24 protein-coding genes are annotated in these 24,860 nt (G+C 72.7%); 7 read left to right on the forward strand and 17 right to left on the reverse strand.

The window, feature by feature from the left end:
• Positions 1–170: 170 nt before the first annotated feature.
• From ACIGG8_RS22890 to ACIGG8_RS22900, 3 genes are all read right to left on the reverse strand, one after another.
• A complete protein-coding gene (locus ACIGG8_RS22890; protein WP_396550312.1) occupies positions 171–602 on the reverse strand; it encodes a hypothetical protein in 432 nt (143 codons plus the stop codon).
• A 154-nt stretch (positions 603–756) separates the two neighbouring features.
• Positions 757–3,183, reverse strand: a complete 2,427-nt coding sequence (locus ACIGG8_RS22895; protein ID WP_396550314.1) for a DUF4118 domain-containing protein — start codon at positions 3,181–3,183, stop codon at positions 757–759.
• A gap of 8 nt (positions 3,184–3,191) precedes the next feature.
• Positions 3,192–5,075 (reverse strand): amino acid transporter, encoded by a 1,884-nt coding sequence (locus tag ACIGG8_RS22900; RefSeq protein ID WP_396550316.1) that lies wholly within the window; start codon positions 5,073–5,075, stop codon positions 3,192–3,194.
• A gap of 368 nt (positions 5,076–5,443) precedes the next feature.
• Between ACIGG8_RS22900 and ACIGG8_RS22905 the strand changes: the two genes are divergently transcribed.
• Both ACIGG8_RS22905 and ACIGG8_RS22910 read left to right on the forward strand, forming a co-directional pair.
• Entirely contained in the window at positions 5,444–6,238 is a 795-nt protein-coding gene (locus ACIGG8_RS22905; RefSeq protein WP_396550318.1) for a DUF6585 family protein, read from the forward strand.
• Positions 6,239–6,444: 206 nt separating this feature from the next.
• Positions 6,445–6,636 (forward strand): hypothetical protein, encoded by a 192-nt coding sequence (locus ACIGG8_RS22910; protein ID WP_396550320.1) that lies wholly within the window; start codon positions 6,445–6,447, stop codon positions 6,634–6,636.
• A 54-nt stretch (positions 6,637–6,690) separates the two neighbouring features.
• Here the strand turns inward: ACIGG8_RS22910 and ACIGG8_RS22915 are convergent, their stop codons facing one another.
• From ACIGG8_RS22915 to rpe, 3 genes are all read right to left on the reverse strand, one after another.
• The gene (locus ACIGG8_RS22915) at positions 6,691–7,017 is read right to left on the reverse strand and encodes an integrase core domain-containing protein (RefSeq protein ID WP_396550321.1); all 327 of its coding nucleotides are present in this window, start codon (positions 7,015–7,017) and stop codon (positions 6,691–6,693) included.
• 764 nt (positions 7,018–7,781) lie between these two features.
• Entirely contained in the window at positions 7,782–8,741 is a 960-nt protein-coding gene (locus tag ACIGG8_RS22920; RefSeq protein WP_396550323.1) for a pirin family protein, read from the reverse strand.
• A gap of 157 nt (positions 8,742–8,898) precedes the next feature.
• The gene (gene rpe, locus ACIGG8_RS22925; protein WP_396550325.1) at positions 8,899–9,582 is read right to left on the reverse strand and encodes a ribulose-phosphate 3-epimerase; all 684 of its coding nucleotides are present in this window, start codon (positions 9,580–9,582) and stop codon (positions 8,899–8,901) included.
• Positions 9,583–9,864: 282 nt separating this feature from the next.
• Between rpe and ACIGG8_RS22930 the strand changes: the two genes are divergently transcribed.
• Positions 9,865–10,716, forward strand: a complete 852-nt coding sequence (locus ACIGG8_RS22930) for a hypothetical protein (RefSeq protein WP_396550327.1) — start codon at positions 9,865–9,867, stop codon at positions 10,714–10,716.
• 137 nt (positions 10,717–10,853) lie between these two features.
• Here the strand turns inward: ACIGG8_RS22930 and ACIGG8_RS22935 are convergent, their stop codons facing one another.
• The 6 genes from ACIGG8_RS22935 to ACIGG8_RS22960 all read right to left on the reverse strand — a co-directional run bounded on the left by ACIGG8_RS22935 (position 10,854) and on the right by ACIGG8_RS22960 (position 16,287).
• Positions 10,854–11,513 carry a C39 family peptidase gene (locus tag ACIGG8_RS22935; RefSeq protein WP_396550329.1) on the reverse strand — a complete coding sequence of 220 codons (660 nt, stop codon included), beginning with the start codon at positions 11,511–11,513 and terminating at the stop codon, positions 10,854–10,856.
• Positions 11,514–11,796: 283 nt separating this feature from the next.
• A complete protein-coding gene (locus tag ACIGG8_RS22940; protein WP_350521303.1) occupies positions 11,797–12,387 on the reverse strand; it encodes a DUF4188 domain-containing protein in 591 nt (196 codons plus the stop codon).
• A 223-nt stretch (positions 12,388–12,610) separates the two neighbouring features.
• Positions 12,611–13,225, reverse strand: a complete 615-nt coding sequence (locus ACIGG8_RS22945) for a TetR/AcrR family transcriptional regulator (RefSeq protein WP_396550331.1) — start codon at positions 13,223–13,225, stop codon at positions 12,611–12,613.
• A gap of 132 nt (positions 13,226–13,357) precedes the next feature.
• Complete coding sequence (locus ACIGG8_RS22950) at positions 13,358–14,344, reverse strand: aldo/keto reductase (RefSeq protein ID WP_396550333.1); 987 nt, start codon at positions 14,342–14,344, stop codon at positions 13,358–13,360.
• Positions 14,345–14,413: 69 nt separating this feature from the next.
• Positions 14,414–15,235: an ABC transporter permease gene (locus tag ACIGG8_RS22955; protein ID WP_396550335.1), complete on the reverse strand. Its 822-nt coding sequence runs from the start codon at positions 15,233–15,235 to the stop codon at positions 14,414–14,416.
• Positions 15,235–16,287 carry an ATP-binding cassette domain-containing protein gene (locus ACIGG8_RS22960; RefSeq protein WP_396550337.1) on the reverse strand — a complete coding sequence of 351 codons (1,053 nt, stop codon included), beginning with the start codon at positions 16,285–16,287 and terminating at the stop codon, positions 15,235–15,237. Before ACIGG8_RS22960 ends, ACIGG8_RS22955 begins: the two co-directional genes overlap by 1 nt.
• A 105-nt stretch (positions 16,288–16,392) precedes the next feature.
• On the opposite strand from ACIGG8_RS22960, the gene ACIGG8_RS22965 reads away from it, so the two are divergent.
• Positions 16,393–17,154, forward strand: coding sequence for a TetR/AcrR family transcriptional regulator (locus ACIGG8_RS22965; protein ID WP_396550339.1), 762 nt, complete (start codon positions 16,393–16,395; stop codon positions 17,152–17,154).
• Positions 17,155–17,170: 16 nt separating this feature from the next.
• Here ACIGG8_RS22965 and ACIGG8_RS22970 read toward each other — a convergent pair whose 3' ends face one another.
• The 3 genes from ACIGG8_RS22970 to ACIGG8_RS22980 form a co-directional block, all read right to left on the reverse strand.
• Positions 17,171–18,553 (reverse strand): pyridoxal-phosphate dependent enzyme, encoded by a 1,383-nt coding sequence (locus tag ACIGG8_RS22970; RefSeq protein WP_396550341.1) that lies wholly within the window; start codon positions 18,551–18,553, stop codon positions 17,171–17,173.
• A gap of 115 nt (positions 18,554–18,668) precedes the next feature.
• Positions 18,669–19,136, reverse strand: a complete 468-nt coding sequence (locus tag ACIGG8_RS22975) for a protease inhibitor I42 family protein (RefSeq protein ID WP_396550343.1) — start codon at positions 19,134–19,136, stop codon at positions 18,669–18,671.
• A 38-nt stretch (positions 19,137–19,174) separates the two neighbouring features.
• Complete coding sequence (locus tag ACIGG8_RS22980) at positions 19,175–19,426, reverse strand: hypothetical protein (RefSeq protein WP_396550345.1); 252 nt, start codon at positions 19,424–19,426, stop codon at positions 19,175–19,177.
• 281 nt (positions 19,427–19,707) lie between these two features.
• Between ACIGG8_RS22980 and ACIGG8_RS22985 the strand changes: the two genes are divergently transcribed.
• Together ACIGG8_RS22985 and ACIGG8_RS22990 are read left to right on the forward strand one after the other, a co-directional pair.
• Positions 19,708–20,850, forward strand: coding sequence for a serine hydrolase domain-containing protein (locus ACIGG8_RS22985; RefSeq protein ID WP_396550346.1), 1,143 nt, complete (start codon positions 19,708–19,710; stop codon positions 20,848–20,850).
• Complete coding sequence (locus ACIGG8_RS22990) at positions 20,847–21,404, forward strand: hypothetical protein (RefSeq protein WP_396550348.1); 558 nt, start codon at positions 20,847–20,849, stop codon at positions 21,402–21,404. The genes ACIGG8_RS22985 and ACIGG8_RS22990 overlap by 4 nt, the downstream gene beginning before the upstream one ends.
• 173 nt (positions 21,405–21,577) lie before the next feature.
• Here ACIGG8_RS22990 and ACIGG8_RS22995 read toward each other — a convergent pair whose 3' ends face one another.
• A complete protein-coding gene (locus ACIGG8_RS22995) occupies positions 21,578–22,972 on the reverse strand; it encodes an alpha/beta hydrolase (RefSeq protein ID WP_396550349.1) in 1,395 nt (464 codons plus the stop codon).
• A gap of 275 nt (positions 22,973–23,247) precedes the next feature.
• Positions 23,248–24,057, reverse strand: a complete 810-nt coding sequence (locus ACIGG8_RS23000; RefSeq protein WP_396550351.1) for an alpha/beta fold hydrolase — start codon at positions 24,055–24,057, stop codon at positions 23,248–23,250.
• Between the two features lie 235 nt (positions 24,058–24,292).
• On the opposite strand from ACIGG8_RS23000, the gene ACIGG8_RS23005 reads away from it, so the two are divergent.
• Complete coding sequence (locus ACIGG8_RS23005; RefSeq protein ID WP_396550352.1) at positions 24,293–24,820, forward strand: GNAT family N-acetyltransferase; 528 nt, start codon at positions 24,293–24,295, stop codon at positions 24,818–24,820.
• The last annotated feature ends 40 nt before the right edge of the window (positions 24,821–24,860 follow it).

The following is a 24,860-nucleotide window of genomic DNA, read 5'->3' on the forward strand; positions in this document are numbered from 1 at the left end:
CCGCCTCCGCGACCGACCTGCTCCGGCGCAACCTTCGCGTGTACGGGCTGGGCGGGCTGGTGCTGCCGTTCCTCGGCATCAAGGCGATCGACCTGCTCATCCAGTTCGTCCCGGGGCTGGGGTAGCCACACCGGCCCGCCGCCTCCGGAACGACGCCGAGGCGGCGGGCATCAACCGACGTGACGCTCGGCCCCTTCGCCGACCGGAAGGCGCTCGACGCGGATCGCCCGACGCGGAATCGCAGCAGGCAGGGAGAGCACCAAGGCAGCGGCAGTGAAGAGAACGAAGTGCTCGCTCTCGATCCCCACGCCGGACCAGCCGAGTTCGGCATGGTGGTGCTCGACGAAGGCGTTGCAACACAACCACGCCGCCAGGCCGACCAGTGGCGCGGCCAGGGGCCGGGAGAAGGCTCCTGCCAGCGCGGCCAGGCTGATGTACGCGATGTACGGGAACCAGCCGGCGTGGAGCTCGCCCAGCCAACCGAGGCCGAGTGCGAGCGCGCCCCCTGCGACCAGGGCCACGGTGCCCGACACCGGGACCGGCAGGCGGTCGAGGACGGGATGGTAGCGACGGCCACCGGGGCGGGCGGAGTACATGCGCATCGTCCTGTCCCAGCTTCGTCGCGAGTTCGTTCGAGGCCAGCAAACCCACGGGCTCACGGCCCCTCGCCCCGCGTTGACGAGATCCTTACGCCGACGCCCGGATTCACAACGCGATCTTGACTCCCTGCCTCGCCGACCGATCCGCGCCATGGGATCAGGCCCCCGCACGGACCAGGCTGATCACGTAGGCGGTGCCGCCACCGGGTGCCTCCTCGACGGCCAGCTCGCCGTTCATCGCCTCCACGAAGCCCCGCACCACCGCCGGCCCGGTCTCCTCCCTACCGACAGCCTCGCCTCCGTGCACGGTGACCCGGACGTCCACCCGCCCGGCCACCTGGCCGGCGTCGACCACCACCGGCCCTGCTCCCGCCGCCCCGAGTGCCAGGAGGTCCGCGAACGCCCGCTCCAGGAGCCCGGGATCGGCGAGCACCCGCGGCAGCTCCGATTCCAACTCGATGCGCACGCCGGTCAGTCCCTCGGCAGCGACCCGCACCACCTCGGCCACCGCCGTCGGCCGCAGCACCACCGGCATCACCCCGGCCCGCAGCCGACTCAGATCCAGCAGGTTGGCGATCAGCCGCTCCATCCGTTCGACCTCGGCGCCGATCCGCCGCCCGTCCGGGTCCGGCATCCGTTCCGCTTCCCGGCGCACCGCTGCCAGCGGCGTGCGCAGGTCCTCTCCGACGGCTTCCAACAACGCCGTGTGCAGCGCGTCGGCGTGCGCGAGGACCTCGGCCGCCGATGCTTGCGCGACCAGCCGCTCACGCTCCCGGGCCAGCTTCAGCTGCGTGACGTACGGCCCGAGCAACCGGGTGTCCTCCTCGGTGAGTGGCGTACCCCGCAGGACGAGGACCGCCTCGTCCCCCAGGCCGACGGAGAACGACGCCTCGTCGGGCAGCAGCGGCACCTCCGCCCCGGCCGAAGCCGCCGGTTGCCAGAGCGCGCCCGTACGGACGAGTACGGCGGCCGCGTCCAGCCCGAAGACCTGCCGAAGCTCGGCCACCAGATCGGACGACACCCGTGCCCCCGATTCCACCGTCTCCCCCGCCAGCCTGGTGAGGACGGCCGCCTCCGCGCGCGCCCGGTCCGCCTGCTGCGAGCGGCGCGTCAGGCCGTCGATCAGGTGGGAGATCACCCCGGCCACGGCGAGGAACACCAGCAGCGCCGCGACGTCGGCGCCCTGCTCCACCGTCAGGCTGTGCCAGGGCGTGGTGAAGAAGTAGTCCGCCGCGAGTGCGCCCGCTGCCGTGCTGCCCGCCGCGGGTAGCAGCCCACCCAGCCGAGCCGTCCCCGCCACCACCAGCAGCAGGCACAGCAGCACGCCGGGCAGGCCGAGCGAGTCGCGCAGCGGCGATAGCGCCCAGACCAGCGCGATTGCTCCGGCTGGTCCGAGCAGCCACGCCAGCCGGCGCCGCCGGACCGGCACGAGTGCCGGGCGGCGTCTGCGCGGCGCGGGCGGCACCGTCAGTAGTCCCGGCTCCGGCGGCGGCAGCACGCGCACATCGATCGGGCCGGCCAGCCGGATCACCCGGTTGATCACCGAACCGGATACCAGCTCACGCAGCCTGCTGCGGCTGGTCGGCCCCAGCAGGAGTTGCGTGGCGCTCTCCGTCCGGGCGAAGTCCACCAGAGCCCGCGCGACGTCGCTGCCGCTCACCTCCACGTAGGTGCCGCGCAGTTCCCGGAGCAGTTCCCGTTGTGGCGCCAGGCCCGGCGGCTCGCGCTCGACCGTGCCGTCGTCCAGGCGGACGTGCACGCCGAGGAGGTCCCCGTGGACCCGGGCCGCGGTGCGGGCTCCCCTGCGGATCAGGTGCTCGCCCTGCGGTGCGCCGTTGAGGGCGACCATGATCCGTTCCTTGGTCTCCCAGGGCGCCCGGATGCCGTGCCGGGCCCGGTAGTCCGCCAGCTCCTCCTCCACCCGGTCCGCGAGCCACAGCAACGCCAGTTCCCGCAGGGCGCCCAGGTTTCCGGCCCGAAAGTAGTGGTCCAGCGCCACGTCGATCCGGTCCGGCGCGTAGATCTCCCCCTGCGCCATCCGCGTGCGCAGCGCCTGCGGGCTGAGGTCGACCAACTCGATCCGGTCGGCGGCCCGGACCACGTCGTCCGGGATCGTCTCGCGCTGGGCGACGCCGGTGATCTGCTCGACGACGTCGTTGAGGCTCTCCAGGTGCTGGATGTTGAGTGTCGTCGCCACGTCGATCCCGGCGTCCAGCAGCTCCCGCACGTCCTGCCAGCGCTTCTCGTTCCGGCCTCCGGGCACGTTGGTGTGGGCGAGCTCGTCCACCAGCGCGAGCGCCGGGCGGCGCGCCAGCAGGGCGTCCACGTCCAGCTCCGTCAGCTCCACGCCCCGGTACGACACCGGTTGCCGGGGCAGCACCGGCAGGTCCCTCAGCTGGTTCTCCGTCCCGTGCCGCCCGTACGTCTCGACCAGGCCGACCACCACGTCCAGCCCCTCGGTCCGCAGCCGCCGCCCCTCCCGGAGCATGGCGTACGTCTTACCGACCCCCGGTGCCGCTCCCAGGAACACCCGCAGCTTCCCGGCCACCGCCGTCCCGCCGCCTCTCTCCGCTTCCAGGTCCATGCTCCGCCCTACCCGACGTGGACGCGCGGGCGCCGGGAGCGGTCCGGCTCCGCCTCGCGCAGCACCTCGCGGGTGACCGGGGCGACCTCGCCCTGCCCGAACAGGAAGAAGCGCAGGAAGTGGCCGACCGGACCACCCTCGGTCCAGTCGAAGTAGATGTGCGGGAGCTGCCCGGTACGGTCCCGGATCGTCAGCAACAGGGCCGCCAGCGCGTTGGGGACACTGGAGCTCTCCAGCGTCAGCACCCGATAGCGGTCGTGCAGGACCTCGCCACGCACGTCGAGCACCGACTCGAACTCGGACGGGTCCCGGACGGTCACCTCGACGAAGACCAGGTCGATGTCGGCCGGGATGTCGTGGTGTGCCCTGACCTCTCTCTTCTTCTCCTGGTACTCCGCCAGGTCGCGGCTGTTCGGCTCGTTGGCGATCAGCCGCATCGTCCGGTGGGTGTAGTCGCGGACGAACCGCTCGGCCGCCTCGTCCAGCACCACGTCGGTGACCCGTAGCTCGAACGCCCGCCTCAGCCGGGACAGGAAGGAGACCAGGATGATCCCGCCGATGAAGCAGGCGCCGATCTTGACGCCGTCCGGGCGTTCGGCGATGTTCACGCCCGTCGTGTACAGGAACACCGCCGCGATGACGGCGAAGGCGATGGTCCAGTTGCGTTGCCCGGCCTTGTGGGCGGCGATGGTGACGGCGATCGCGGCGGAGCTGATCAGCACCAGGACGCCGGTCGCGTACGCGCCGCCCTGGGCGTCCACGCTCGCGTCGAAGAGCCAGGTGACGAGGAAGGCGATCAGGGTCAGTACGATCACCATCGGCCGCACCGCCCGTGCCCAGTGCGGGGCCATGCCGTAGCGCGGGAGGTAGCGCGGCAGCAGGTTGAGCATCCCGGCCATCGCCGAAGCGCCGGCGAACCAGAGGATCGCGATGGTCGAGATGTCGTAGATGCTGCCGAACGTGTTCCCCAGGTTCTCGTGCGCGAGGTAGGCGAGTGCCCGCCCGTTGGCCGGCCCGCCGGGTTCGAACGCGGCCTTGGGAATCAGCAGCGTGGTGATGAAGCTCGTCGTGATCAGGAAGCAGCTCATGATCAGCGCAGCCGTGGTGAGCAGCTTGCGGGCGCCCCGGATCCGGCCGGTCGGCTTCTCCTCGGTGTCCTCCGGATCGCCCTCGATGTGCGGCATGACGGCGACGCCGGTCTCGAAGCCGGACAGGCCGAGCGCCAGTTTGGGGAAGACGATCAGCGCGACGCCGATCATCGCGATCACGTTTCCGTGCTCGGCGGTCAGCGCGTCCGTCCAGTCGGTGACCAGGTGCGGAGACTTCAGCACGTGCCAGAGCCCGTTCACCACGACGACCACGTTGAGTGCGAGGTACACCGCGACCAGGAACACCGCCAGGCCGATCGCCTCGCTGAACCCCTTCAGGAAGACTCCGCCGAGCAGGGCGACCAGCAGCAGGGTGATCAGGACCTGCTTTCCCGACAGAGCGCTGGTCAGGTGCGGGTTCTCCACCAGGTGCGCAGTGGCGTCCGCCGCCGACAGGGTGATGGTGATCATGAAGTCCGTCGCCGCGAAGCCGAGCAGCGCGAGGACGAACAGCTTGCCCTGCCAGAAGGAGAGCAGTCGTTCCAGCATCGCGATCGAGCCCTCGCCGTGCGGGCTCTCCTTGGCCACCCGCCGGTAGACCGGCAGTGCCCCGAACAGTGTGACGATCACCAGCACGACGGTCGCCACCGGCGAGAGCAGCCCGGCGGCGAGCGCCGCGATGCCGGGCTGGTAGCCGAGCGTGGAGAAGTAGTCCAGGCCCGTCAGGCACATCACCCGCCACCAGCGCTGGCCCTCGTGCTCGACCGGCGCCTCCGCGTGCGGCCCGGGGTACTGCTTGGCCATGTCGGACAGGCCCTCCAGCAGCCACGCCCGAAACCTGGTCCGCCGCGTCGACGCAGCCGCACCCGTCGAACTCACCCTGCGCCCCTGTCCTCGTCCCCGAGCCGGCGCCACCGAGGCGGTAGCAGGGCGACAGGCTATGCGACAGCCGCCCCGCTTCCGCGAACCCTCCACCCGGGTTCGCCCCGTTGGCTCAGCGGCCGACAGACGCCCACTCAGCGCGTGCCGTCTCCAGAATCAACACCGCGTCAAGATGCGGCGAGAGACGCGTCAAAGTCGCGGCGTCAGGCCTTCGGCACGTCGCGGCGTCCGCACCGACCCGCTAGCGTGGGCCGCTTCCCGGCCGAGATCCGATCGAGGAGCACAGCGCCGTGTCCGACGACTTCGCTCACCGGCACGTTCCCTCCGAGTACTCGGAGCAGGTCGCCGAGGCGGTCGCGCGGCAACGGTTGGGCGACCATCGGGCGACCTACCTTCCGACCGTGCCCTCGCCGACTGTTCAGCGGTCGGACCTCGTCACCGTGTCCGTGCTCCTCGCCCTGCTGGTGTCCGCCGGCACCGCCCTGGCTCGTACGTCTCCCGCCTTACTCCTCGTCTTCCTGCCGCCCGTCACGGTCCTCCTGCTCTTCAGGGTCCTGCGGGAGAGGTACAACAGGAGTACCAGGAAGAACGCCGGTCTTCACCTCCACGAGCACGGCCTGGTCGTCGTCGTAGGGGGCAAGCTCAGGGCAATGCGGTGGGACACGATGACGGTGCACCAGAACATCGGCCGCTACCACACCTTCGGCCGGAGCAACCGCGTCAAACACGCCTACACGTTGCGTGACGACGAAGGCCAGGAAATCACCCTCCGCGAAGGGTTCCCGAACCCTGAAGACTGGGGTCCACGAATCCAGCAGGCCGTGACCGAGGCGCAGCTGGCGGACGCGCTCATCGCACTGCGGGCAGGCAAGACCATGCCGTTCGGCAGCTTCCTGGTGAGCCGGAGCGGCGTGGCGGCGGGGCGGAAACAGGTCTCCTGGTCGCAGGTGCAAGGCGTCCACACGAGGCGGGGATTCGTCCGCATCGAGGCCGCCGGGAAGCCGACCAACCTGACCGGCGACCCGGTATGGATGTTCCCGAACCTGCAGCTCTTCACCGCACTGGTCGAGCAGCTACGCCGGTAGCCGGTTCCCGTCGGTCCGACGGCAGGCTGTGGCCACCCCGCCGGGGCGTCGTGGCCACAGGATTCCACCGGCCGCTCGGACGGCAGCGCGCAACTCCTGCTGACCGTGTTCGAGCCAGACGGTGATGAACACGACCCAGGCGGGCATCGCCGAGAAGACGAACCACAGGGCTCACGACTCTTGCGGTCCTCGACATCCTGGAGCCTATGGACGAGGCCCGCATCTCCGCCGTCGACGGGATCGCAGCGGCTCTGGTGCCGTCTCCCCAGAGCCCTGTCGTGGAATCGGTCATGCCGGTGACGTTCTCGGTCACTGGTAAGCATGAGGAATATGTGGATCCGATTCTTGATCATCCCCTTCGCGGGACTGCAAGAAAGGGGCGTGGGTGGCCGATCTGAAGGTGTTCCAGCGGGGTGCCGGAAGATTTCAAGTCCAGTGAGACGGTCGTGACGCTATGAGGTTTGTGGTGCGGGTTCGCGGCGCTTGGCGGGGTCGTTGATCCACGCCGTCTTTGGGATCTCGGGTGGTCTGGGGCGGCGGCCGAAGCGCTCGGGGTGCCGTGCATAGGCCTCGGCGAGGGTGACGGCCCGCTGGTCGCGGATCTCCTCGGCGGTGCCGAAGTGGACGCTGGCGGGCGTGTGGAGTCCGATGCCTGAGTGCCGGTGCTCGTGGTTGTAGTACGAGATGAAGGTGTCGAACCATTCGCGGGCGTGGGCCAGGGAGTCGAACCGCTCGGGACTGCGGGAACTGCAGGCGCTTGCCGCATTGGCGGAGGACACCACCCTGCGCGAGGCGCTGGCCGCAGCGATCAGAACCGTGCGCCTCGGCCGGCCCGACACGAGCGACAAGGTCGCGATAGAACGCCTCAGGAACTGGCGCAGCCGCCCGGTGGAGTTCGACCGTCGATGAGTTTCTCGACCCGTCACGCTGGGTGTTGTCGTCCCATTCCGGAAAGCGCGAGCAGGAATGAGCAGGTACTGGCGGTGTCGTCGGCGTCGCCAATACCGGTAATCAACATTCGCAGATCCTCGGAGCCACCATTGGGGCCCGAGTACGCCCATCCGAGTGATCGATTCGCGGCTGTCCACCTCCACCGGAGGCGCAGGATGACGGTCGTCGATGCGGGTCTTCACTTGGCTGGCTGAACCTACCCAGTACGGGCTTCCCACCCCGCCTCGGCCGCTCTGGACGACAGCGAGCCCCCTCTTCGCGGGGTGGGTGCCCGGCTACGGCAGGCCGAGATCGACGCGGCTCCGGGCGGTACGCCACATTGCAATCCGCTCATCGGCAATGGGCCTCTGGTCTCGATGCCGACAGCCGAACGGCTGGCCTGCGCAGCCTGATGATCCATCAGAAAAGTCAGCAAGAGGTCAGCATCGACCCGATTAAACCCTGGCACACCTGCCCGAACACGAGGCTCGACAGGCCCCTCCCGGACCCAGCGGGCCCAGAGCTCCGGGCACAGCGCAGACGGCGAACCGGCCGTCTCCGCTTGGCGGCTACCGGACGAAGCATGAACAGCTCCGCCACACGTCTCCCCAGGTCAGCGCACCCGTCCTCGCGATTTCAGCGGGATGTCGGGCAGCTCCGGGGCGGGCAGGCGGGCGCCGTCGTAGCCGTGCACTTCACCGAACCGGGAACCCTTCTCCCAGTCGTTTCGCGCCTGTACGATCTCGTCACCGGATCGGCCGATGAAGTTCCACCACATGACGATCTTCTCGTCGAAGGGTTCCCCGCCGAGGAGGAGGACGGCGGCGTCCGTGCGGGCGTGGAGGGGGAGGTCGGGGCGGCCGCAGCCGAGGTAGAGCATGGAGCCGGGTTCGACGGGGACGCCGTCGACGTCGACGTGGCCGGACATGGCGAGGACGGCGTACTCGAAGTCGGGGACGAGGGGGAGGCGGAGGTCCGCGCCCCCGGCGAGGGCGAGGTCGGCGCCGACGAGGGGGGTGTGGGTGGTGCCCGGCGAGGTGGCGGTGTCGAGGGTGCCGAGGATGACGGTGGCGCGCAGGCCCGGGGCGGTGACGACGGGCAGGTCCGGGTGGTGCTCGAAGGCCGGGGCGGTGTGCCGGTGGGCCTCCGGAAGGGCGACCCAGAGCTGGGCGCCGTGCAGGTAGCGGGCGTGCGGGCGCGGGGACTCCTCGGAGTGGGAGATCGCCCGGCCGGAGGTCATCAGGCCCAGTTCGTACGGGCGGACGGTCTGCAGGCTGCCGAGGCTGTCGCGGTGCAGCACCTCGCCCTGGTGCAGCCAGCTGACCGTCTGCAGGCCCATGTGCGGGTGCGGCGGGACCTGCATACCGGGCTCGTCGGCGATGTCGTCGGGTCCGTAGTGGTCGACGAAGCACCAGGCGCCGACCATCCGGCGGCCGAGGTTGGGGAGCAGGCGTCGCACCACCGTGCTTCCTCCGAGCGGGACTTGACGAGCCGTCAGCAGGTCCTTCACCGGCCCGGTGCTGGCCTCGCGGCCGCAGGCGGTCGGGGTTGGCTTGAGGTCGAGGTTGCTCATCGCGGTTCCACCACCGTACGAGGGAGGCCGGGCGGAGAGGGGTTCGTCGTCACCGATCATCCATCACGGTCCGACGTTCCTCCACCCGCACCCGGCCATCCGGCGGTCGGCGCCCCGGCGCCCCGGCGCCCCGGCGCCCCTCGTGAGCTGCGGCGGCTCAGTGCGCGCAGGCCCACCAGGCGTCCGCCGAGGCCTTGTCGGCGAGCCCCCGCAGCTTGCGGACCGCCTCCGCCGGGTCCTCCGCCCCGTACACGGCCGAGCCGGCCACGAAGACGTCCGCGCCGGCCTCGGCGCAGCGCTCGATGGTGCCGGCGGCGACGCCGCCGTCCACCTGCAGCCACAGCTCCAGGTCGTGCTTGGCGATCAGCTCCCGGGTGCGGCGGATCTTCGGCAGCATGATGTCCAGGAACGCCTGGCCGCCGAAGCCGGGCTCGACGGTCATGATCAGCACCATGTCGAGCTCGGGCAGCAGGTCCTCGTACGGCTCGATCGGCGTACCGGGCTTGAGCGCCATCGACGCCCGGGCGCCCTTGGCGCGGATCTCGCGGGCGAGCCGGACGGGCGCGGCGGCGGCCTCGACGTGGAAGGTGACGGAACCGGCGCCGGCCTCGACGTACTGGGGGGCCCAGCGGTCCGGGTCCTCGATCATCAGGTGGCAGTCCAGCGGGATGTCGGTGGCGCGGGCGAGCGACTCGACGATCGGGACGCCCAGGGTCAGGTTGGGCACGAAGTGGTTGTCCATGACGTCGACGTGCAGCCAGTCGGAACCCCGGACGGCCTCGGCCTCGTCGGCGAGCCGGGCGAAGTCCGCGGACAGGATGCTGGGGTTGATCTGGGCCATGACCGACTACCTTCACATGAGGGCTGGGGCGCCCCGGGAACGGGCACCTCGCCCCATCATCTCGTGCCGCGCGGCCACCGGCCGCACACCGCCTCCCGTGCGTGACCGTCATCACACCCCGCCCGGGGTTACCGGGGCCGCCGCGATGGTCATCAGCCCTGGAAGCGGTCCACGCGCCCGCCCGTGCGGTCCGCGCCAGCGGCCGTCACGGCACCTGCCGGGCCGTCCCGACCAGTCGAGCTCCCGCTCCCACCCGGAGCTCCGTCCGAGGAAGGTCTCCCGATGACCGATCTCGTCCACCCCGCCCGCGCCCTGTGGTGGCTCTTCGAGCCGGTGCACGCCGTCACCTACTTCCTGCCCGAGGGGCGCGCCGCCTTCGAGGAGGCCGGGCTGCACGGCCGCCTGCACGGCTACTTCGCGAGCCGCTCGGCCCCGCTCGGCGCGGTGGACGCGGCGCCGGTGGTCGCCGCGTTCTTCAACTTCTCCCCGGCGATGGTCGAGCGCGCGCTGCCGGAGGTGTGGACGCACGCGAGCCCGGAGGAGGCTCTGGTGGCGCGGCTGAAGGGTTCGGCGGCGACGCTGGCCCGGCTGCTGGAGCACGTGGACCCGGACCAGGTCGAGCTGGTCGCCGAGACCCTGGAGCAGGCCGCGTCCCGGCTGGACTGCGCGGGCCGGGTGCTGGCCGCCGCCAACGTCGCGCTCCCCCGGCCGACTGGCCTGTACGAGCGGCTCTGGCAGGCCGCCACCGTGATGCGCGAGCACCGCGGGGACGGCCACGTGGCCGCGCTGGTGGCGGCCGGGCTGGACGGCTGCGAGGCCCTGGTGGTCCGCTGCGCGATGGACATGCGGCGTGAGATGATCCAGCCGCTGCGCGGGTGGACGGACGCCGAGTGGGAGGCCGCCGCCGGGCGCCTGGTCGAACGCGGCTGGCTGACGACGGAGGGCTCGGTGACCGAGCTCGGCCGGATCCGTCACCAGGCCTTGGAGGCGGCCACCGACCTGGCCGCCACCCGGGTGTGGGAGGACTACCCGCGCGCCGAACTCGACCGGCTGGCAGCGGCGTTGAAGCCGATGTCGGCGCTGTGTCGCAGCCAGTTGCCGGTCAACCCGGCGGGGCTGCCGGACAGCGTGTAGGCCGGCCGCCGGCCCGTGGCGGTCGGCAGCCCGTGGCGGTCGGCAGCCCGTGGCGGTCGGCAGCCCGTGGCGGTCGGCATTGCTTTCGGTCTGCCGAGCGGCTGCCGCCTGCCGAGCCGCTGCCACCTGCGGGGCTGCTACGGCGCGCGGACCTCGGGCGGCCCCAGCACGATCCCCCGCCCGGCGTAGAACGCCCCGAACGACCGCCACGGCACGCGCGCGAAGGCCTGCGACTCCCCCGGGAAGCCGGACGGGTTGTGGATCAGCAGCGCCGTGTCCGTGGCGCCGACCGCCAGCACCAGGTGCCCGCCTCGCCGCACCGGCTCCGGCCCGCCCGGCTCCCGGATCGACGGGTGCACCGACACCATCACCAGCCGCCCGCCGACCACCTCGGCCGACACCTCCTCGGGCGTCAACTCCCGTTCCTGCGCAGCCAGTCCCCACCGCCGCCGGACGTAGTCGGCGAACGGTGCGTGGACCAGGCCGTGCAGGCTGTCGCCGTCCCGCACGTACGCGCCGGCCGCCACGCACTCACCGGCGAGCGCCATCGCGGTCGGCGTCACGCCCCACCAGTGCTCCAGCGCCATCCGCAGGCAGGCCACCCCGCACAGCCGCCACGACCACCACGCGTACTCCTCCGGGCCGGCCGCCCCGGACTGCCCCCAACGCGGGTCCGCGGACGCGTCCAGCCGCCCGTCGACGATCTCCCGCACGAGCTCGGGCGACTCCCACTGCGCCCGGTACGGCACCTCATGCACCACCCGCGCCGGCCTCGCGGCGCTGCCCTGATCCACCATCCCCCGACGCTCTCACGCCGGACCGACCGACCGACTCACGACACTCTTGAGTACCTGTACTCAGGCGTCCGACCTGCGGCTTTCCGTAGCGTCGTCGCGGCGCGACCACGACGTGGTCCCGTCGTGGACAAGGACAGCCGAGGACGTGGGAGGCAGCGGCGATGAAGGTCGTCCTGGGAGTACTGGCCGTACTGGCGGCGGGCGCGCTGCTCGTCGTCGCGCCGTGGATCTACCTGGCGGTCGCCATGGGGCCGGACTCGCCCGACTCGCCGGCCACCGCCACCTACGCGCCCGTCGCGCCGTCCCCGACCGCCGCGTCCCCGAGCCGCTTCCCGGCACCGGCGGTGTCCCCCGCCCCGCCGGTCTCGCTCGACCGGTAGGCCAGCCGCTGCGCGGCGTGCCGTCCGCGCTGCTCCACCGGGAGCGCGCCGGTGGCCCCGGCCAGGCCGAAGGGCGGCATGTCGAAGTAGATCGACTCGTACCCGCCCTCCGGCACGATGTACGTCTCGTGCCAGAGCCCGACGTGCCCGCGCGCCTTGCCCTCGCGCAGCTTGCGGTTGGCGATGCCCCACACGGTGTGGTGGAAGCCGTCCGGCGCGCTCGCGTAGCCGTACAGCTTCTCCTTCGACTCCCAGTACTGGACGACGTAGTAGGTGCGCGGCGAGGCGGTGAGCAGGATGCGGCCGAGGAGCCCGCGCTCGGCGCCGCGCTCGGAACCGCGGCGCAGCTCGTACAGCATCCGGAACATCGCGAACATCACCGGGCCCCAGTGGTGCACGGCCCAGAACCGGTTGATCCGCATGCCGATGAGCAGCACCACGGTGTCGCCGGTGGCGCCGGCGGTGGTGTAGCCCCGCAGCGGCTTGGCGAACAGCGAACCGGCCGATCCAGCAGCCTCGGCCTTTCCGGTCGCCCCGGTCGCCGCGGCTTTCGCGGTCTTCCGCGTCGGTCCTGTCTCCTCCGTCGAGCCAGTCGAGCCCGTCGACCCCGTGGACATCCCGGCCTCCCCGCGCCGCACCCGAACCGAACCCCCATGTAATCAGCGATTACATCAGCGCGCGACGACCCGGTCAATGCTCGTCACAGCCACAATTCGACTACTGCGCAGGCCGGTTGGCGACACCCTGGCCGAAGGTGTCGAGCACCTGCGCGGCCAGCTCCTCCGCCTTCTCCGCCGGCAGGTAGCCGTCCACGATCATCTGCGCCAGCCCGTACACCAGCGCCTGCCCGGCCAGGCCGACCAGCGCCGGATCCCCGGGGCGCAGCCGGCCTGCCTCCTGGTCCGCGACGATCACATCCGTCAACGCCCGGTCGATCCCGTCCAGTTGCTCGCGCAGCTCCGGTTCCCGCGAGGCCGTGAACACCCGCGAGCGCACCAGTTCGAACCGCCGCGGATGCCGCACCGCGTAGCGGACGAATCCCAGGCCGGTCGCCCGCATCACCGACCCCCCGTCCGGTCCGGCGGCCGCCACCTGCACCTCCTGCCAGCGCACGAAGTCCGCCAGCACGCGGTCCGCCAACGCGGTCAACAACGCCTGCCGGTCGGCGAAGTGCCGGAACGGCGCACCCGCCGACACCCCCGCCCGCCGCGCCACCTCCCGCACACTCACCTTCTCCTGCCCCTGCTCGTCCAGCACCTCGAACGCCGCCGCCACCAGCGCCTCCGGCAACGCCCCGTGGTGGTACGCCCCCCGCTCCCGCGTCTCCCTCATGCCTGCCTTGCTACCACAGCCGACCGGCACCCACCCCCGTACGGCCGACCCCGCCGGCCCGCCCGTCCGCCGCCTCACTCGCACCCTGCCCGGGCCCGGACGCGCACCGGGCCCCGGCAGGGTGCGCGGGGGTCACCAGGCGTAGTCCTCCGGGGCGGGCTGGTGACCCGGGAAGAGTTCGTCGAGGCGGTCCAGGGTCTTCCGGTCGAGCGTGAGGTCGAGCGCGGCCAGGGCGGTGTCGAGCTGGGCCGCGGTGCGGGGGCCGATGATGGGGGCGGTGACGGCGGGGCGGGAGAGGAGCCAGGCGAGGGCGAGGTCGGCGGGGTCGGTGCCGAGTTCGTCGGCGAAGTCCTCGTAGGCCTGGATGCGGTCGCGGTGCTTGGTGAGGAGTTCGCTCGCGTACCCCATGGCGCTGCGGCCGCGGGTGCCCTCGCGCTCCTTGCGGAGGACGCCGCCGAGCAGGCCGCTGCGCAGCGGGGACCACGGGATGAGTCCGAGGCCGTAGTGCTGGAGGGCGGGGATGACCTCCAGCTCGATCGTGCGGTCGAGCAGGTTGTAGAGGGACTGCTCGCTGACCAGGCCGAGGAAGTGGCGGGACCGGGCGGCCTCCTGAGCCTGGGCGATGTGCCAGCCCGCGAAGTTGCTGGAGCCGACGTAGACGATCTTGCCCTGGGCGACCAGGACCTCCATCGCCTGCCAGATCTCCTCCCAGGGCGTGGCCCGGTCGATGTGGTGCATCTGGTAGAGGTCGATGTGGTCGGTCTGCAGCCGGCGGAGGCTGGCCTCGACGGCCCGGCGGATGGCCAGCGCGGAGAGCTTGCCCTCGTTGGGCCAGTCGCCCATGTCGGCGTAGGCCTTGGTGGCGAGGACGGTGCGCTCGCGGCGGCCGCCGCCCTGGGCGAACCAGCGGCCGATGATCTCCTCGGTGCGGCCCTTGAGGTTGCCCTCGCTGTCACGGCCGTAGGCGTTGGCGGTGTCGAAGAAGTTGATGCCGCGTTCGTGGGCGGTGTCCATGAGGCGGTGGGCGTCGGCCTCTTCGGTGTGCGGGCCGAAGTTCATGGTGCCGAGGCAGAGGCGGGAGACGGTCAGGCCGGTGCGGCCGAGGTGGGTGTACTCCATGGCGCCCCACCCAAGACCACACCGGCCCCGCTGTCCAGCACATTCCACGGGCGCGCCGGAGCCCCCTGGTCACCGCCCGTGGGTGGCGAACTTCCGTACGGCGAGCGGCATGCAGAGCGCGAGCAGCACCGCGCTCCAGAGCAGCGCGGCGAGCGCGGCGTGCTGCATCGGCCAGGCGGTGCCGGGCGCCGAGGGGTTACCGAAGAGCTCCCGGCAGGCCTGCACGACGGAGCTGATCGGGTTCCAGTCGGCGACGGCGCGCAGCCAGCCGGGCATGCCGAGGGTCGGCACGTAGGCGTTGGTGACCATCGCCACCGGGAAGACCACGACCGCGAGTTGGCCGGCGGCCTCCTCCTTCCCGACGATGAGGCCGAGCAGCGTGCCGACCCAGGTCATCACGAACCGGAAGAGCAGCAGCAGTGCGAACGCCCCTGCGGTGTCGGCGAGTCCGTGCCGGGCGCGCCAGCCGGCGGCGAGCCCGACCAGCGCCATCAGGGCCAGGACGGCCACGCTGACCAGCAGGTCGGCGAGGGTCTGTCCGAGCAGCAGACCGGTGCGCGAGACGGGCATGGAGCGCAGCCGGTCGGTGACGCCGCGCCCGACGTCGCGGGCGGCGCCGACCATGGTGGGCATGACGCCGTTGGTGGCGACCATGGCGAACAGTCCGGGCATCAGGAACTCCCGGTAGTCACCGCCGCCCGGCACCTGCACGGCGCTGCCGAAGACGTATCCGAAGACCACCACCATGATCACCGGGACGCCCAGCGAGGCGGCCAACAGTCCGGGTGAGTGGCGGTAGTTGAGCAGGATGCGCAGCATGGACGTCCAGGTGTCGGAGACCAGCCGGGCGACGCCGGACGGGCGCGGAGCGGGGTACGCGACGGTGGCCATCAGGCGGCCCTCCCGGCCTCGGCGGCCTGCCCGGCCTCGGCGGCCTGCGCACCCTCGGCGGACTGCGCGGCCGCGACGGACAGCGCACCCCCGACGGACTGCGCGGCCGCCCGGTCCGTCAGCGCCAGGAAGACGTCGTCCAGCGACGGCGCCCGCACCGCGACGTCCTCGGCGACGACCCCCGCGCCGTCCAACTCCCGTACCAGCGAGGGCAGCAGGACGGACACGCTCGGGGCCGTCAGTACCGTGACGGTCCGCTCGGCCACGTCCACCTGCGCATCACCTCCGGTCAGCGCGGACAACACCACGGCGGTGTGCGCGAGTTGATCCGGATCGGCCAGGGTGACGGAGACCTGGCTGCCGATCGCCGCCTTGAGCCGGTCCGGCGGCCCGGTGGCGATCGCGGCGCCGTGGTCGACGACCACGATGTCGTCGGCGAGCCGGTCGGCCTCCTCCAGGTACTGCGTGGTGAGCAGCACCGTGGTGCCTTCGGCGGCCAGCTCCTTGACGGTGTCCCAGATCTCCTGGCGGCTGCGCGGGTCGAGCCCGGTGGTCGGCTCGTCCAGGAAGAGCACGGGCGGGCTGGTGACGAGGCTGGCGATGAGGTCGAGGCGCCGCCGCATGCCGCCGGAGTAGGTGCGCACCAGCCGGTCGGCGGCCTCGTCGAGGTCGAAGCGGGTGAGCAGCTCGTCGGCGCGCACCCGGGCCCGGCGGGCGCCGAGGCGGTGCAGCCGGCCGAGCAGGTGGAGGTTGTCGCGGCCGGTGATGCCCTCGTCGACGGCCGCGTGCTGCCCGGCGAGACCGATGGAGCGCCGGACGTCCTCGGCGGCGCGGACGACGTCGTGCCCGGCCACGCGGGCAGTGCCCCGGTCGGGGGCGACCAGGGTGGCGAGGACGCGGACGGCGGTGCTCTTGCCGGCGCCGTTGGGGCCGAGGAGGCCGCACACGGTGCCGGCCGGGACGCTGAGGTCGAGGCCGCGCAGGGCCCGGGTGGCACCGAAGTGTTTCTCCACGCCCGCCATCTCGATGGCGGGCCGGTTGGTGTCGGACATGGCTCTGCCCCTTCTCTAGGTACAGCGTACGTAGAAGCGCGTGCGGACGCCATCGTACTACGTACGCCGTACGTATCTAAGATGGGAGCGCGAGGTGATCTTCCAGTGCCGTCCAGCAAGCCCCACACCGACTCCGAGAGCCACTTGAGCCCCGACCCGCCACAGCAGCCGGGCAGGCCCACTCCCCCCGAGGCGCCCGAGCTGATCTGGCTGCGCCCCGAGCGCACCGGCCGCGGCCCGCGCCCGGCGCACAGCCGTGACTCGATCGCCGCCGCGGCCATCGGGATCGCCGACGCCGAGGGCCTGGACGCGGTCTCCATGCGCCGGGTCGCGGCGGCGCTCGGCGCGGGCACCATGTCGCTCTACAACTACGTGCCGAAGAAGGAGCACCTGCTCGACCTGATGCTCGACGCGGTCACCGGCGAGTACCGACTGCCGCCCGCGCCGAGCGGCGACGTCCGGGCCGACCTCGCCGACCTCGCCCACCAGCAGCTCGGCATCTCCCGCCGCCACCCCTGGCTGCCCGCACTGCTGCTGGCCCGCCCCAGCCTGGGCCCCAACGCGCTGCGCTACACCGACCACTTCCTGGCCGTCACCGCCCCCACCGGGCTGGGCGGCGGGGCCCGGATGGAGGCGATGGCGCTGTTCAACGGGTTCATCACCCAGTTCGCCCAGTACGAACAGACGGCGGCCGCGGGCGCCAAGTGGCAGGCGGAGCTGGTCGGCTACCTCGGCCAGGCAGCAGCGAGCGGCGACTTCCCGCACCTGGCCCAGGCGTTCGCCACCGCCGGCCCACCGGCCGATCCGGACAAGGCCTTCGACCGCACCCTGGACCGGGTGATCTCCGCCATCCTGGCCCCCACGTAGAGCTCCTGACTGGTCGTCAGGTCATAACCGTCTCGCCCGACAGCAGCCCGGTTACCCGCCCGTCCACCAGCACCAGGACGGCCGGGTGCCCGCCCGCCAGTGCCGCCCGCGCCTCGGCCGCCGACTGCCCGACGCCCACCGTCGGCAGCGCCGGCCCGAGCAGCCCGCCCAGCGGATCGCCCGGCTTCGCGCCGCCGTCCGCGAGCGCCGCCACCAGCACCTCCCGCGACACCGAGCCCACCACCTCGGTCGCGCTCACCCCGTACGGTCGCGCCGCCCGCGCCAGCACCGCCGGGGCCACGCCGCCCGGCACGTCGCGCAGCACCTCCACCGCCCCGCCGACCGTCGCGTCGGCGGGAACCGCCACCAGCGGGCCGGCCGCCGCCAGCGCCTCCCGCACCGCGGTCTCCCCCGACTCCTCCAGGAAGCCCCACTCCCGCATCCACGCGTCGCTGTGCACCTTCGACAGGTACGAGCGGCCCGAGTCCGGCAGCAGCACGACCACCAGGTCGTCCGGGCCCAGCCGCCGCGCCACCCGCAGCGCCGCCGCCACCGCAGCGCCCGAGGACGGGCCGGCCAGGATGCCCTCCTCCCGGGCGAGCCGGCGCGCCGTCAGCAGCGACTCGCGGTCCGGGATCCGCTCGAAGGAGTCGACCGCCTCCGGGCGGTAGGCCTGCGGCAAGCGGTCCTCGACCGTCCCGGGGTGCAGGAAGTGCCCGATGCTCTCGACGTACCAGGGGCTGCCGTCCCCGCCCCCGTACGAGGAGGACTCCGGATCCGCGCCGACGACGGTCACCGTGCCACCGGACACCTGCTTCAGGTACCCGCCGGTGCCGGTGACGGTGCCGCCGGTGCCGACGCCCGCCACGAAGTGGGTCACCCGGCCGCCGGTCTGCTCCCAGACCTCGGGGCCGGTGGTCCGGACATGGGCATCGGGATTGGCCGGGTTGTCGTACTGGTTGGCGAACCAGGCACCGGGGATCTCCTCGGCGAGCCGCTGCACCACGTTGAACAGGTGCCGCGGGTCCTCCCGCGGCAGGGCGGTCGGGGCGAGCACCACCTCCGCGCCGTACGCCCGCAGGATGTCCGACTTCTCGGCGGCCGACCTGTCCGACACCCCGGCGATCACCCGGTACCCGCGCTGCCGTCCGACGACGGCCAGGCCGATGCCGGTGTTGCCGGAGGTCGCCTCGACGACCGTCCCGCCCGGCTTCAGCAGCCCGTCCCGCTCGGCGGCGAGGATCATGGACAGCGCGGCGCGGTCCTTGACGCTGCCGCCGATGTTGAGGAACTCGGCCTTGGCGTACACCGGCGCGGCGAGGCCGGCACCGAGCCGGGCGAGCCGGAACAGCGGCGTCCCGCCGATCGCGTCGAGGACGGATTCGTGCACTGCGGTCATCCTGGGCTCCTTCGTCCGGTGCGGCTCGTGCCGTCCGGTGCAGCGTGTGCGGACGTTCCGACCGAGCCTGCCCACACCCGCGCTCCGCTAGCCGTCCCGAACCGGAGGAGGAGGCTCAGCGGACGTCGACGGTGAACTGCCGTTCGGTCCGGTCGGAACCGTGGGCGAACTTCCCGCCCCGGTGGCCGGGGGCCCCGTCGTGCAGCGTGACGGTGGTCCGGCCCGGGCTCTGGGCACGGAACGTGAAGTAGTAGTGCCCGCCCGAGCCGAGGGAACCGACGAAGACGTGGGCGGCCAGGTCCTCGATGCCGACGTTGTCGACGTACTCGTCCCCGAACGCCCGCACGACCGTCGGGTCGGGACCGGGGTCGGACACCGCCCAGGCGTCGCGCGCCCCCTGGTACCCGAACACCTCGATGGAGAAGAGTTCGCCGGGTTTGACGGTGAGCCGGTCCGAGGTCGCGCCGAACACCGTGCCGTGGTCGAGCCTGCCGGTGGTCATCCGGTGCACGGCCACCGCGCCCACGGTGATCGCGACGGCCGGCACCGCGGTCAGGGCGAGGAGGATCCGGCGGCGCGTCACGCGGCCGCTCCGGGGCTGCGGGGTGGTCACTTCGGGCCTCACTCGGGCATTCGGACGCTCGACACGGCCGGGAACCGGTCGTCGGACGCGCCCTGCATGTGGTTGTCGACGAAGTCGCTCTCGCTGACCCAGACCGTGGCGCCCCACGGATTGTAGAGCTCCAGCAGGTCACCGCGGTGCGCGATGATCACCATCTGGTGGCTGCCGGACTGGTACTGCTGCGGCAACCCTGCGGCCCCGGGCTTCGCCGGATGGGTGCCGAAGCCCGTCCCGGCACGGTCGTCGCTCATGTTCCTCCCCCGGTCTCCGGCCCTTCGGTCCCAGGACCGCCGGACAGCATAGTGCGGACCCGGAGCACCGCTGCACCGTCGCACCTCGACACCGCAGTACCGACCGCGGGTGGCCCGCAGAACCCGCTGCACCAACCGGTCCTCTCGGAGCAGGAGGGCATGTCGGACTGTCACATTCGCCCCACCCGCCCCGGCTCCGGTCAAATCATTCGTCGCGGCCGCGCCGACGCCGTACCGTGGACCGGTCGGTGATCTTGACCAGGGAAGGGCAGACACGCACCATGCAGCAGTACCAGGGGTGGGCGGACGAGCACTACGGCGCAGTCGCGGACGTCTTCGCCGCCAACTTCGAGGAGTTCCCCGAACTGGGCGCCGCCGTCACGGTGTACGCCGGCGGCCGCAAGGTGGTCGAGCTGTGGGGCGGCACGGCCGACGAGCGCACCGGCCGCGCCTGGACGCAGGACACCGTGGTGCCGGTCTTCTCGTGCGCCAAGGGCGCGGTGAGCATCTGTGCGCACCTGCTCGCCCAGCAGGGCCGACTCGACCTGGACGCGCCGATCGCGCGCTACTGGCCCGAGTTCGCGCGGCACGGCAAGCAGTCCGTCACCACCCGGATGGTCCTCGGCCACCGGGCCGGCCTGCCGGCGCTGGACGCGGTGCTCCCTTTCGAGGAGGTCGCGGCCTGGGAGCCGGTGATCCGGGCGATCGAGGCCCAGGAACCGCTCTGGGAGCCGGGCACGACCTACGAGTACCACGGCCATGTGTTCGGCTTCGCGGTCGGCGAGGTGATCCGCCGGATCACCGGTCTGACCCCCGGGGGCTTCCTGCGCAAGGAGCTCGCCGAGCCGCTCGGCCTGCCGGTCTGGATCGGCCTTCCGGAGAGCGAACTCCCCCGCCTGGCCCGGCTGGTGGAGGCCGAGGGCCGCCGCCCGATGCCCGGCCCGGAGCACCTGCTCACCAGGATCGTGACGATGAACGGCGCACTGGTCTTTCCCGGCCTGGACGTGCCGCACGGCTGGAACGACCCGGCCCTGCACGCGATCGAGCTGCCCGGCGCGGGTGCCGTCGCCTCCGCCACCGGGCTGGCCGGCCTGTACGCGGCGGCGGTCACCGGTCTGGACGGCGGCGAGCGGCTGCTCTCCCCCGACACGGTCACCGACGCGGTGCGCGAAGTCTCTTCCGGCGCGGGCTTCCTGGGCTTCGACATGGGCGCCCGCTGGGGCTCCGGCGTGCTGCTCGACTCCCCCGCGTTCCGTCCGCTGCTCGGTGGGCGCAGCTTCGGCAACGACGGCGCCGGCGGCCAGTTCGCCTTCGGTGACGACGAGTTCGGCGTCGGCTTCGCCTACGTCGCCAACCGGATGATCGGCCACGGCGACGCCCGGGCGAACCGGCTGATCGACGCGGTACGCGGGTGCCTGGGATGACGGACTTCCTCACCGTCCTCACCGGCCTGGTCTCCACCGGCGGCCTCGGCGACCTGCGCCACGGCGCCTCGCTGCCCGAACTCGCCGCCCGCTACGGCGATCCCTGGGACGGCGGCCGGATCCGCCGCGACAACCGCTGGCCGCACGGCTTCGGCTGGGGCGACGTGCAGACGGTGTTCTGCCGCTGCCGGCAGCTCCATTCGCTGTCCCTGCCGGTCTGGCACGGCGAGCTGGAACTCCCGCGGCCGGGCGGCGAGTCGGTGACGCTCGACACCCGCGTGACCGAGGCCGAGCTGATGGCCGCGCTCACCGCCGCCGGTTGCGTCTGGCAGACGGTGACGTACGAGAACCTCCCGAACCAGCGGAACCTGCTGTTCTCGCCGGCCGAGGAGGTCCGGGTGGAGCTGGTCCTGACCAACCGGGAGGCCTACGACCAGCCGCCGCTGGAGGAGTGGGTGCTGCACAAGGCGATGCTGTGGGGCTACGAGCACGTCGACTGCCCCGAACCGGACCGCACGCTGCCGGACGACGGCTGGGGCGCGGCCGAACGCTGAGCCGGGCGCGGGCGGTTCGGCCTACGCCGGTCCGCCCGCGCCCGGTCCGCCCGCCCGGTCCGCCCGCCCGGTCCGTGGAGGCCCGGTGGCGCCCCGTCCCCACCCCCGTGTGGCACGGACCGCCGCCGGGTCCTCGGCCCCGGTCTCCCCGGGCCCCCGGTCTCCCCGCTACCTCACCCCTGCTTCAGCAGGAAGTCGTAGACCGCCTGCCGCCCGACCGGGTTCGCCGCCCGGGTCTGCACCGAGTGTGCGGCCCCGGGCACGATCACGATCTGCGGGTCGTGGGCCGACGCGGCCTGCTGGTACAGCCACTCGTTCGGTGTGGAGAGGTCCCGGTCGCCGCCGAGCAGCAGCACCGGCACGTCGGGCAGCTTGCGGTGCGCCGACGGCGTCGGCGGCACCGGCTCGCGCGGCCAGTCCAGGCAGACCAGCAGGCTGCCGAGCCCGGTGGCGGTCGCGGCGTCGTACGGCCAGGTCTGCTCGGCGGTCAGCCGCTGCCGGGTGCGCTCCAGCGCCGCCGCACGCCCTGCGACCGGGGTGTCGGCGGTGCCCCACGGGAAGCGGCCGTCGGCGCACACGGTGGCGGCGTGCAGTCCCTGGCTGAGCAGGTTGGCGGGGGCGGCGTCGCCCTGGTGGACGGTGTCGATGAAGTTCTGGAGCTTCGCGGGCTGCCCGGCGGCGGCCTCGTGCAGCGCCTCCGGGACGCCGCCGTAGTTCGGGTCGGTGAACTCGTAGCTGGTGAGGGCGTCCAGGATCTGCGCCCCGTTGCCGTACTGCCGGACGACCGTGGCGAGGTCGGCGGCCGGGTCGGTGGTGCAGCCGGTGGCCCGGCAGGCGGCCGTCAGGACACGGGCACTGGCGGGCAGCGCGGCCAGGTCGAGGGGGTCGTAACCCTGTTGCGGCACCACCGAGTCGAGCACCAGGCGGGCCACGTGCGTCGGGTGGGCGAGCGCGTACCGCTCGGCGACGAAGGTGCCGTAGGAGACGCCGTCGAGGGTGAGGCGCCGGTCGTCGAGGGCGTGGCGCAGCAGGTCGATGTCGGCGACGGTGTCCGCGGTGCCGTAGAAGCGGGCGTTCGGGCCGAGGGCGGCGGCGCAGTCGGCGATCGACTGTTCGCGCGGCGCGGCGAGGTCGGAGGAGCCCATGTCCTCCTGCAGGCCTGGGCACTGGAGTGCGCCGCCTCCGGTGCCGCGCTGGTCGTACATGACCAGGCGGTAGTCCTTGAGGACGGGTTCCAGCTTGCTCGCGATCCGCTTCATCAGCGGCACACCGGGCTGGCCGGGGCCGCCGGTGAGGAACAGCAGGTCGCCCTTGGGGGCGTCGGTGTTGCCGGCGACCGCCACGGCGAGGTCGAGGCTGCCGGGCGTGGCACCGCTGTGGTCGAGCGGGACGGTGAGGGTCCCGCAGGTGAACTCGGGCGCGTCCGGACAGGGCGCCTGTCTGGAGATCCCGCCCCCGACTCCGGCCGGTTCGGCGGCCGCCGCGAGGGCGGGAGTGGCCAGGGTGGTGCCGGCGACCACCGCGACGGCTCCCAGCAGGGCGGCGACGCGGCCACGCGTGCTCGTCATGTTCGTCCTTCCGGTCGGCCGCGTCCGTGTGGACGCGGTCACCGAAGTAGCGTGTGCCCCAAGGGAGTTCAGTGGCGAGCGTCGGCTCCGCGATTCGTCCAGGGGCGAATCGTCATCACCCGGAAGGCGGACGAACCCACCCCGATCGGCCGCGCCCGCCGGGGCTGTGGCGCCCACCGGGCCTGTGGCGCCCGCAGGAGCACCGTCGAGGGTCCGGGGAGCACGGCCGCCGGACCCGAGGAGCGCTCAGCTCCCGGGCCCGGCTGCGGTCCGCCTCACACCAGCACGCGCGGGAGGACCACCCGCACCCACTCCTCTGGCTGCGACAGGTGCGGGGCGTGGCCGGCGCCGTTGTACAGGTGCCGTTCCGCCTTCGGCAGGGCGAGGTCGACCAGGTCCAGCACCTCGCCGAACATCGGCGCGCTGTCGTCGCTCTGGGTGAGCAGCGCCGGTTCGGTGTACCGGGCCAGCCCGGTGAGGTCGAGGTCGAGCGCGTCCGGGTCGCGCAGCTCGTCCAGGTAGGTGGGCGCGTTGCGGATGTAGGTGTGCCGGATCGGCGCGGGCAGCTGCTCCCACGCGCCCGGCCCGAAGGCGAGGCTGTCCACGTACAGTTCGGCGGCCGCAGCGGACTCGGCCTGCTCCAGCAGCTCCCGGACGGCGGCGATCCGGTCGGCGAAGGCGGTGCCGATCGGGCGGAGGTCCGGGTCGGCGAGCAGGATGCCGGTGCCCGGCGGCTCGTGCACGCCGATCCCGCGGAGCAGGTCGGGACGGGCCGAGGCGAGCCGGAGGGTGACCAGTGCGCCGTAGGAGTCGCCGTAGACGAAGGCCGGGGCGAGGCCGAGCCCCTGGATCAGCCCGGCCAGGTCGGCCGCGTCCTCGTGGACCGAGCCCTGGGTGAGCGGGTCCTCGCTGCGGCTGTGCCCCCGGCGGTCGTAGGCGACGACGGTGGCGGACTCCGCCAGGCCCGGCATCACCCGCGCCCAGGAGTCCCCGTCGCTCCACGAGCCGTGCACCAGGACGACGCCGGGGCCCTCACCTTGGGCCTCGTAGTGCAGCGCCACCCCGTTCACGCTGGTCTCGGCCATCACGAGCCTCCCGATCTCCGCGGTGCTCCCACACCAGCCTGACACAACCGCCTGGAAGGCTCAGATCCGCCGGTCGCGGCGGCGCTCCCCGGCGCCGGACGGCCCGGGAGGCCCACCCCGGAGTGGCCCGCGGCCCGGAACCGGGGTTACCCGCAGCCCCGAGCCGGAGCGGCCCGCGATGAAGATCATCCTCACGCGTGATCCGCCCGCCCCGCACCCGTGCCAGGCTCGGCGCATGCACTACGTCGTACGCCGGATGGCCACCGAGGAATGGCGGGAACTCCGCGAGATCACCCTGGAGGCGCTGCGGGACTCCCCCGACGCCTTCAGCCTCTCCTACGCCGACACCGCCGCCCGCCCCGACGGCTACTGGCAGCAGCACGCCGCCGCCGAGGCCACCGCCCGGGACCGCGCCACGTTCACCGTCCGTGACGAGGACGGGAACTGGGTCGGGATGGCCGCGGTCGAGCCCATCCCGCACGTGCCCGACACCGCGCACGTCCACGCCGTCTACGTCGCCCCCGGGCACCGCGGTGCGGGCGGCCCCGCCGCCGACCTCGTGAACGCGACCGTCCGCCACGCGCAGGAGCACGTCGACGTCCGGTGGCTGACCCTCGGCGTGAACGAGGGCAACGGCCGCGCGCTGGCCTTCTACCGACGGCTCGGCTTCGAGGACACCGGCAAGGTGATCCCCTACGTCCGGAACCCGGCCGAGAAGGTCCTCATCCTGGGCTACCCGGGCTTCCGGAACGACTCCCGCTGACCGCGGGCCGGGCGCCGCGGGCGGCACCGCCGACCACGCC

The sequence above is a fragment of the Kitasatospora sp. NPDC085464 genome, assembly GCF_044541955.1.
GTDB lineage: Bacteria > Actinomycetota > Actinomycetes > Streptomycetales > Streptomycetaceae > Kitasatospora.

What these genes read in the sequence shown, in the direction of transcription:
- ACIGG8_RS22890 (WP_396550312.1), bottom strand. Translation starts at nt 602, where the DNA reads ATGCGCATGTACTCCGCCCGCCCCGGTGGCCGTCGCTACCATCCCGTC.
- ACIGG8_RS22895 (WP_396550314.1), bottom strand. Translation starts at nt 3,183, where the DNA reads ATGGACCTGGAAGCGGAGAGAGGCGGCGGGACGGCGGTGGCCGGGAAG.
- ACIGG8_RS22900 (WP_396550316.1), bottom strand. Translation starts at nt 5,075, where the DNA reads ATGGCCAAGCAGTACCCCGGGCCGCACGCGGAGGCGCCGGTCGAGCAC.
- ACIGG8_RS22910 (WP_396550320.1), top strand. Translation starts at nt 6,445, where the DNA reads ATGGACGAGGCCCGCATCTCCGCCGTCGACGGGATCGCAGCGGCTCTG.
- ACIGG8_RS22920 (WP_396550323.1), bottom strand. Translation starts at nt 8,741, where the DNA reads ATGAGCAACCTCGACCTCAAGCCAACCCCGACCGCCTGCGGCCGCGAG.
- rpe (WP_396550325.1), bottom strand. Translation starts at nt 9,582, where the DNA reads ATGGCCCAGATCAACCCCAGCATCCTGTCCGCGGACTTCGCCCGGCTC.
- ACIGG8_RS22930 (WP_396550327.1), top strand. Translation starts at nt 9,865, where the DNA reads ATGACCGATCTCGTCCACCCCGCCCGCGCCCTGTGGTGGCTCTTCGAG.
- ACIGG8_RS22935 (WP_396550329.1), bottom strand. Translation starts at nt 11,513, where the DNA reads ATGGTGGATCAGGGCAGCGCCGCGAGGCCGGCGCGGGTGGTGCATGAG.
- ACIGG8_RS22945 (WP_396550331.1), bottom strand. Translation starts at nt 13,225, where the DNA reads ATGAGGGAGACGCGGGAGCGGGGGGCGTACCACCACGGGGCGTTGCCG.
- ACIGG8_RS22950 (WP_396550333.1), bottom strand. Translation starts at nt 14,344, where the DNA reads ATGGAGTACACCCACCTCGGCCGCACCGGCCTGACCGTCTCCCGCCTC.
- ACIGG8_RS22955 (WP_396550335.1), bottom strand. Translation starts at nt 15,235, where the DNA reads ATGGCCACCGTCGCGTACCCCGCTCCGCGCCCGTCCGGCGTCGCCCGG.
- ACIGG8_RS22960 (WP_396550337.1), bottom strand. Translation starts at nt 16,287, where the DNA reads ATGTCCGACACCAACCGGCCCGCCATCGAGATGGCGGGCGTGGAGAAA.
- ACIGG8_RS22970 (WP_396550341.1), bottom strand. Translation starts at nt 18,553, where the DNA reads ATGACCGCAGTGCACGAATCCGTCCTCGACGCGATCGGCGGGACGCCG.
- ACIGG8_RS22980 (WP_396550345.1), bottom strand. Translation starts at nt 19,426, where the DNA reads ATGAGCGACGACCGTGCCGGGACGGGCTTCGGCACCCATCCGGCGAAG.
- ACIGG8_RS22985 (WP_396550346.1), top strand. Translation starts at nt 19,708, where the DNA reads ATGCAGCAGTACCAGGGGTGGGCGGACGAGCACTACGGCGCAGTCGCG.
- ACIGG8_RS22990 (WP_396550348.1), top strand. Translation starts at nt 20,847, where the DNA reads ATGACGGACTTCCTCACCGTCCTCACCGGCCTGGTCTCCACCGGCGGC.
- ACIGG8_RS22995 (WP_396550349.1), bottom strand. Translation starts at nt 22,972, where the DNA reads ATGACGAGCACGCGTGGCCGCGTCGCCGCCCTGCTGGGAGCCGTCGCG.
- ACIGG8_RS23000 (WP_396550351.1), bottom strand. Translation starts at nt 24,057, where the DNA reads ATGGCCGAGACCAGCGTGAACGGGGTGGCGCTGCACTACGAGGCCCAA.
- ACIGG8_RS23005 (WP_396550352.1), top strand. Translation starts at nt 24,293, where the DNA reads ATGCACTACGTCGTACGCCGGATGGCCACCGAGGAATGGCGGGAACTC.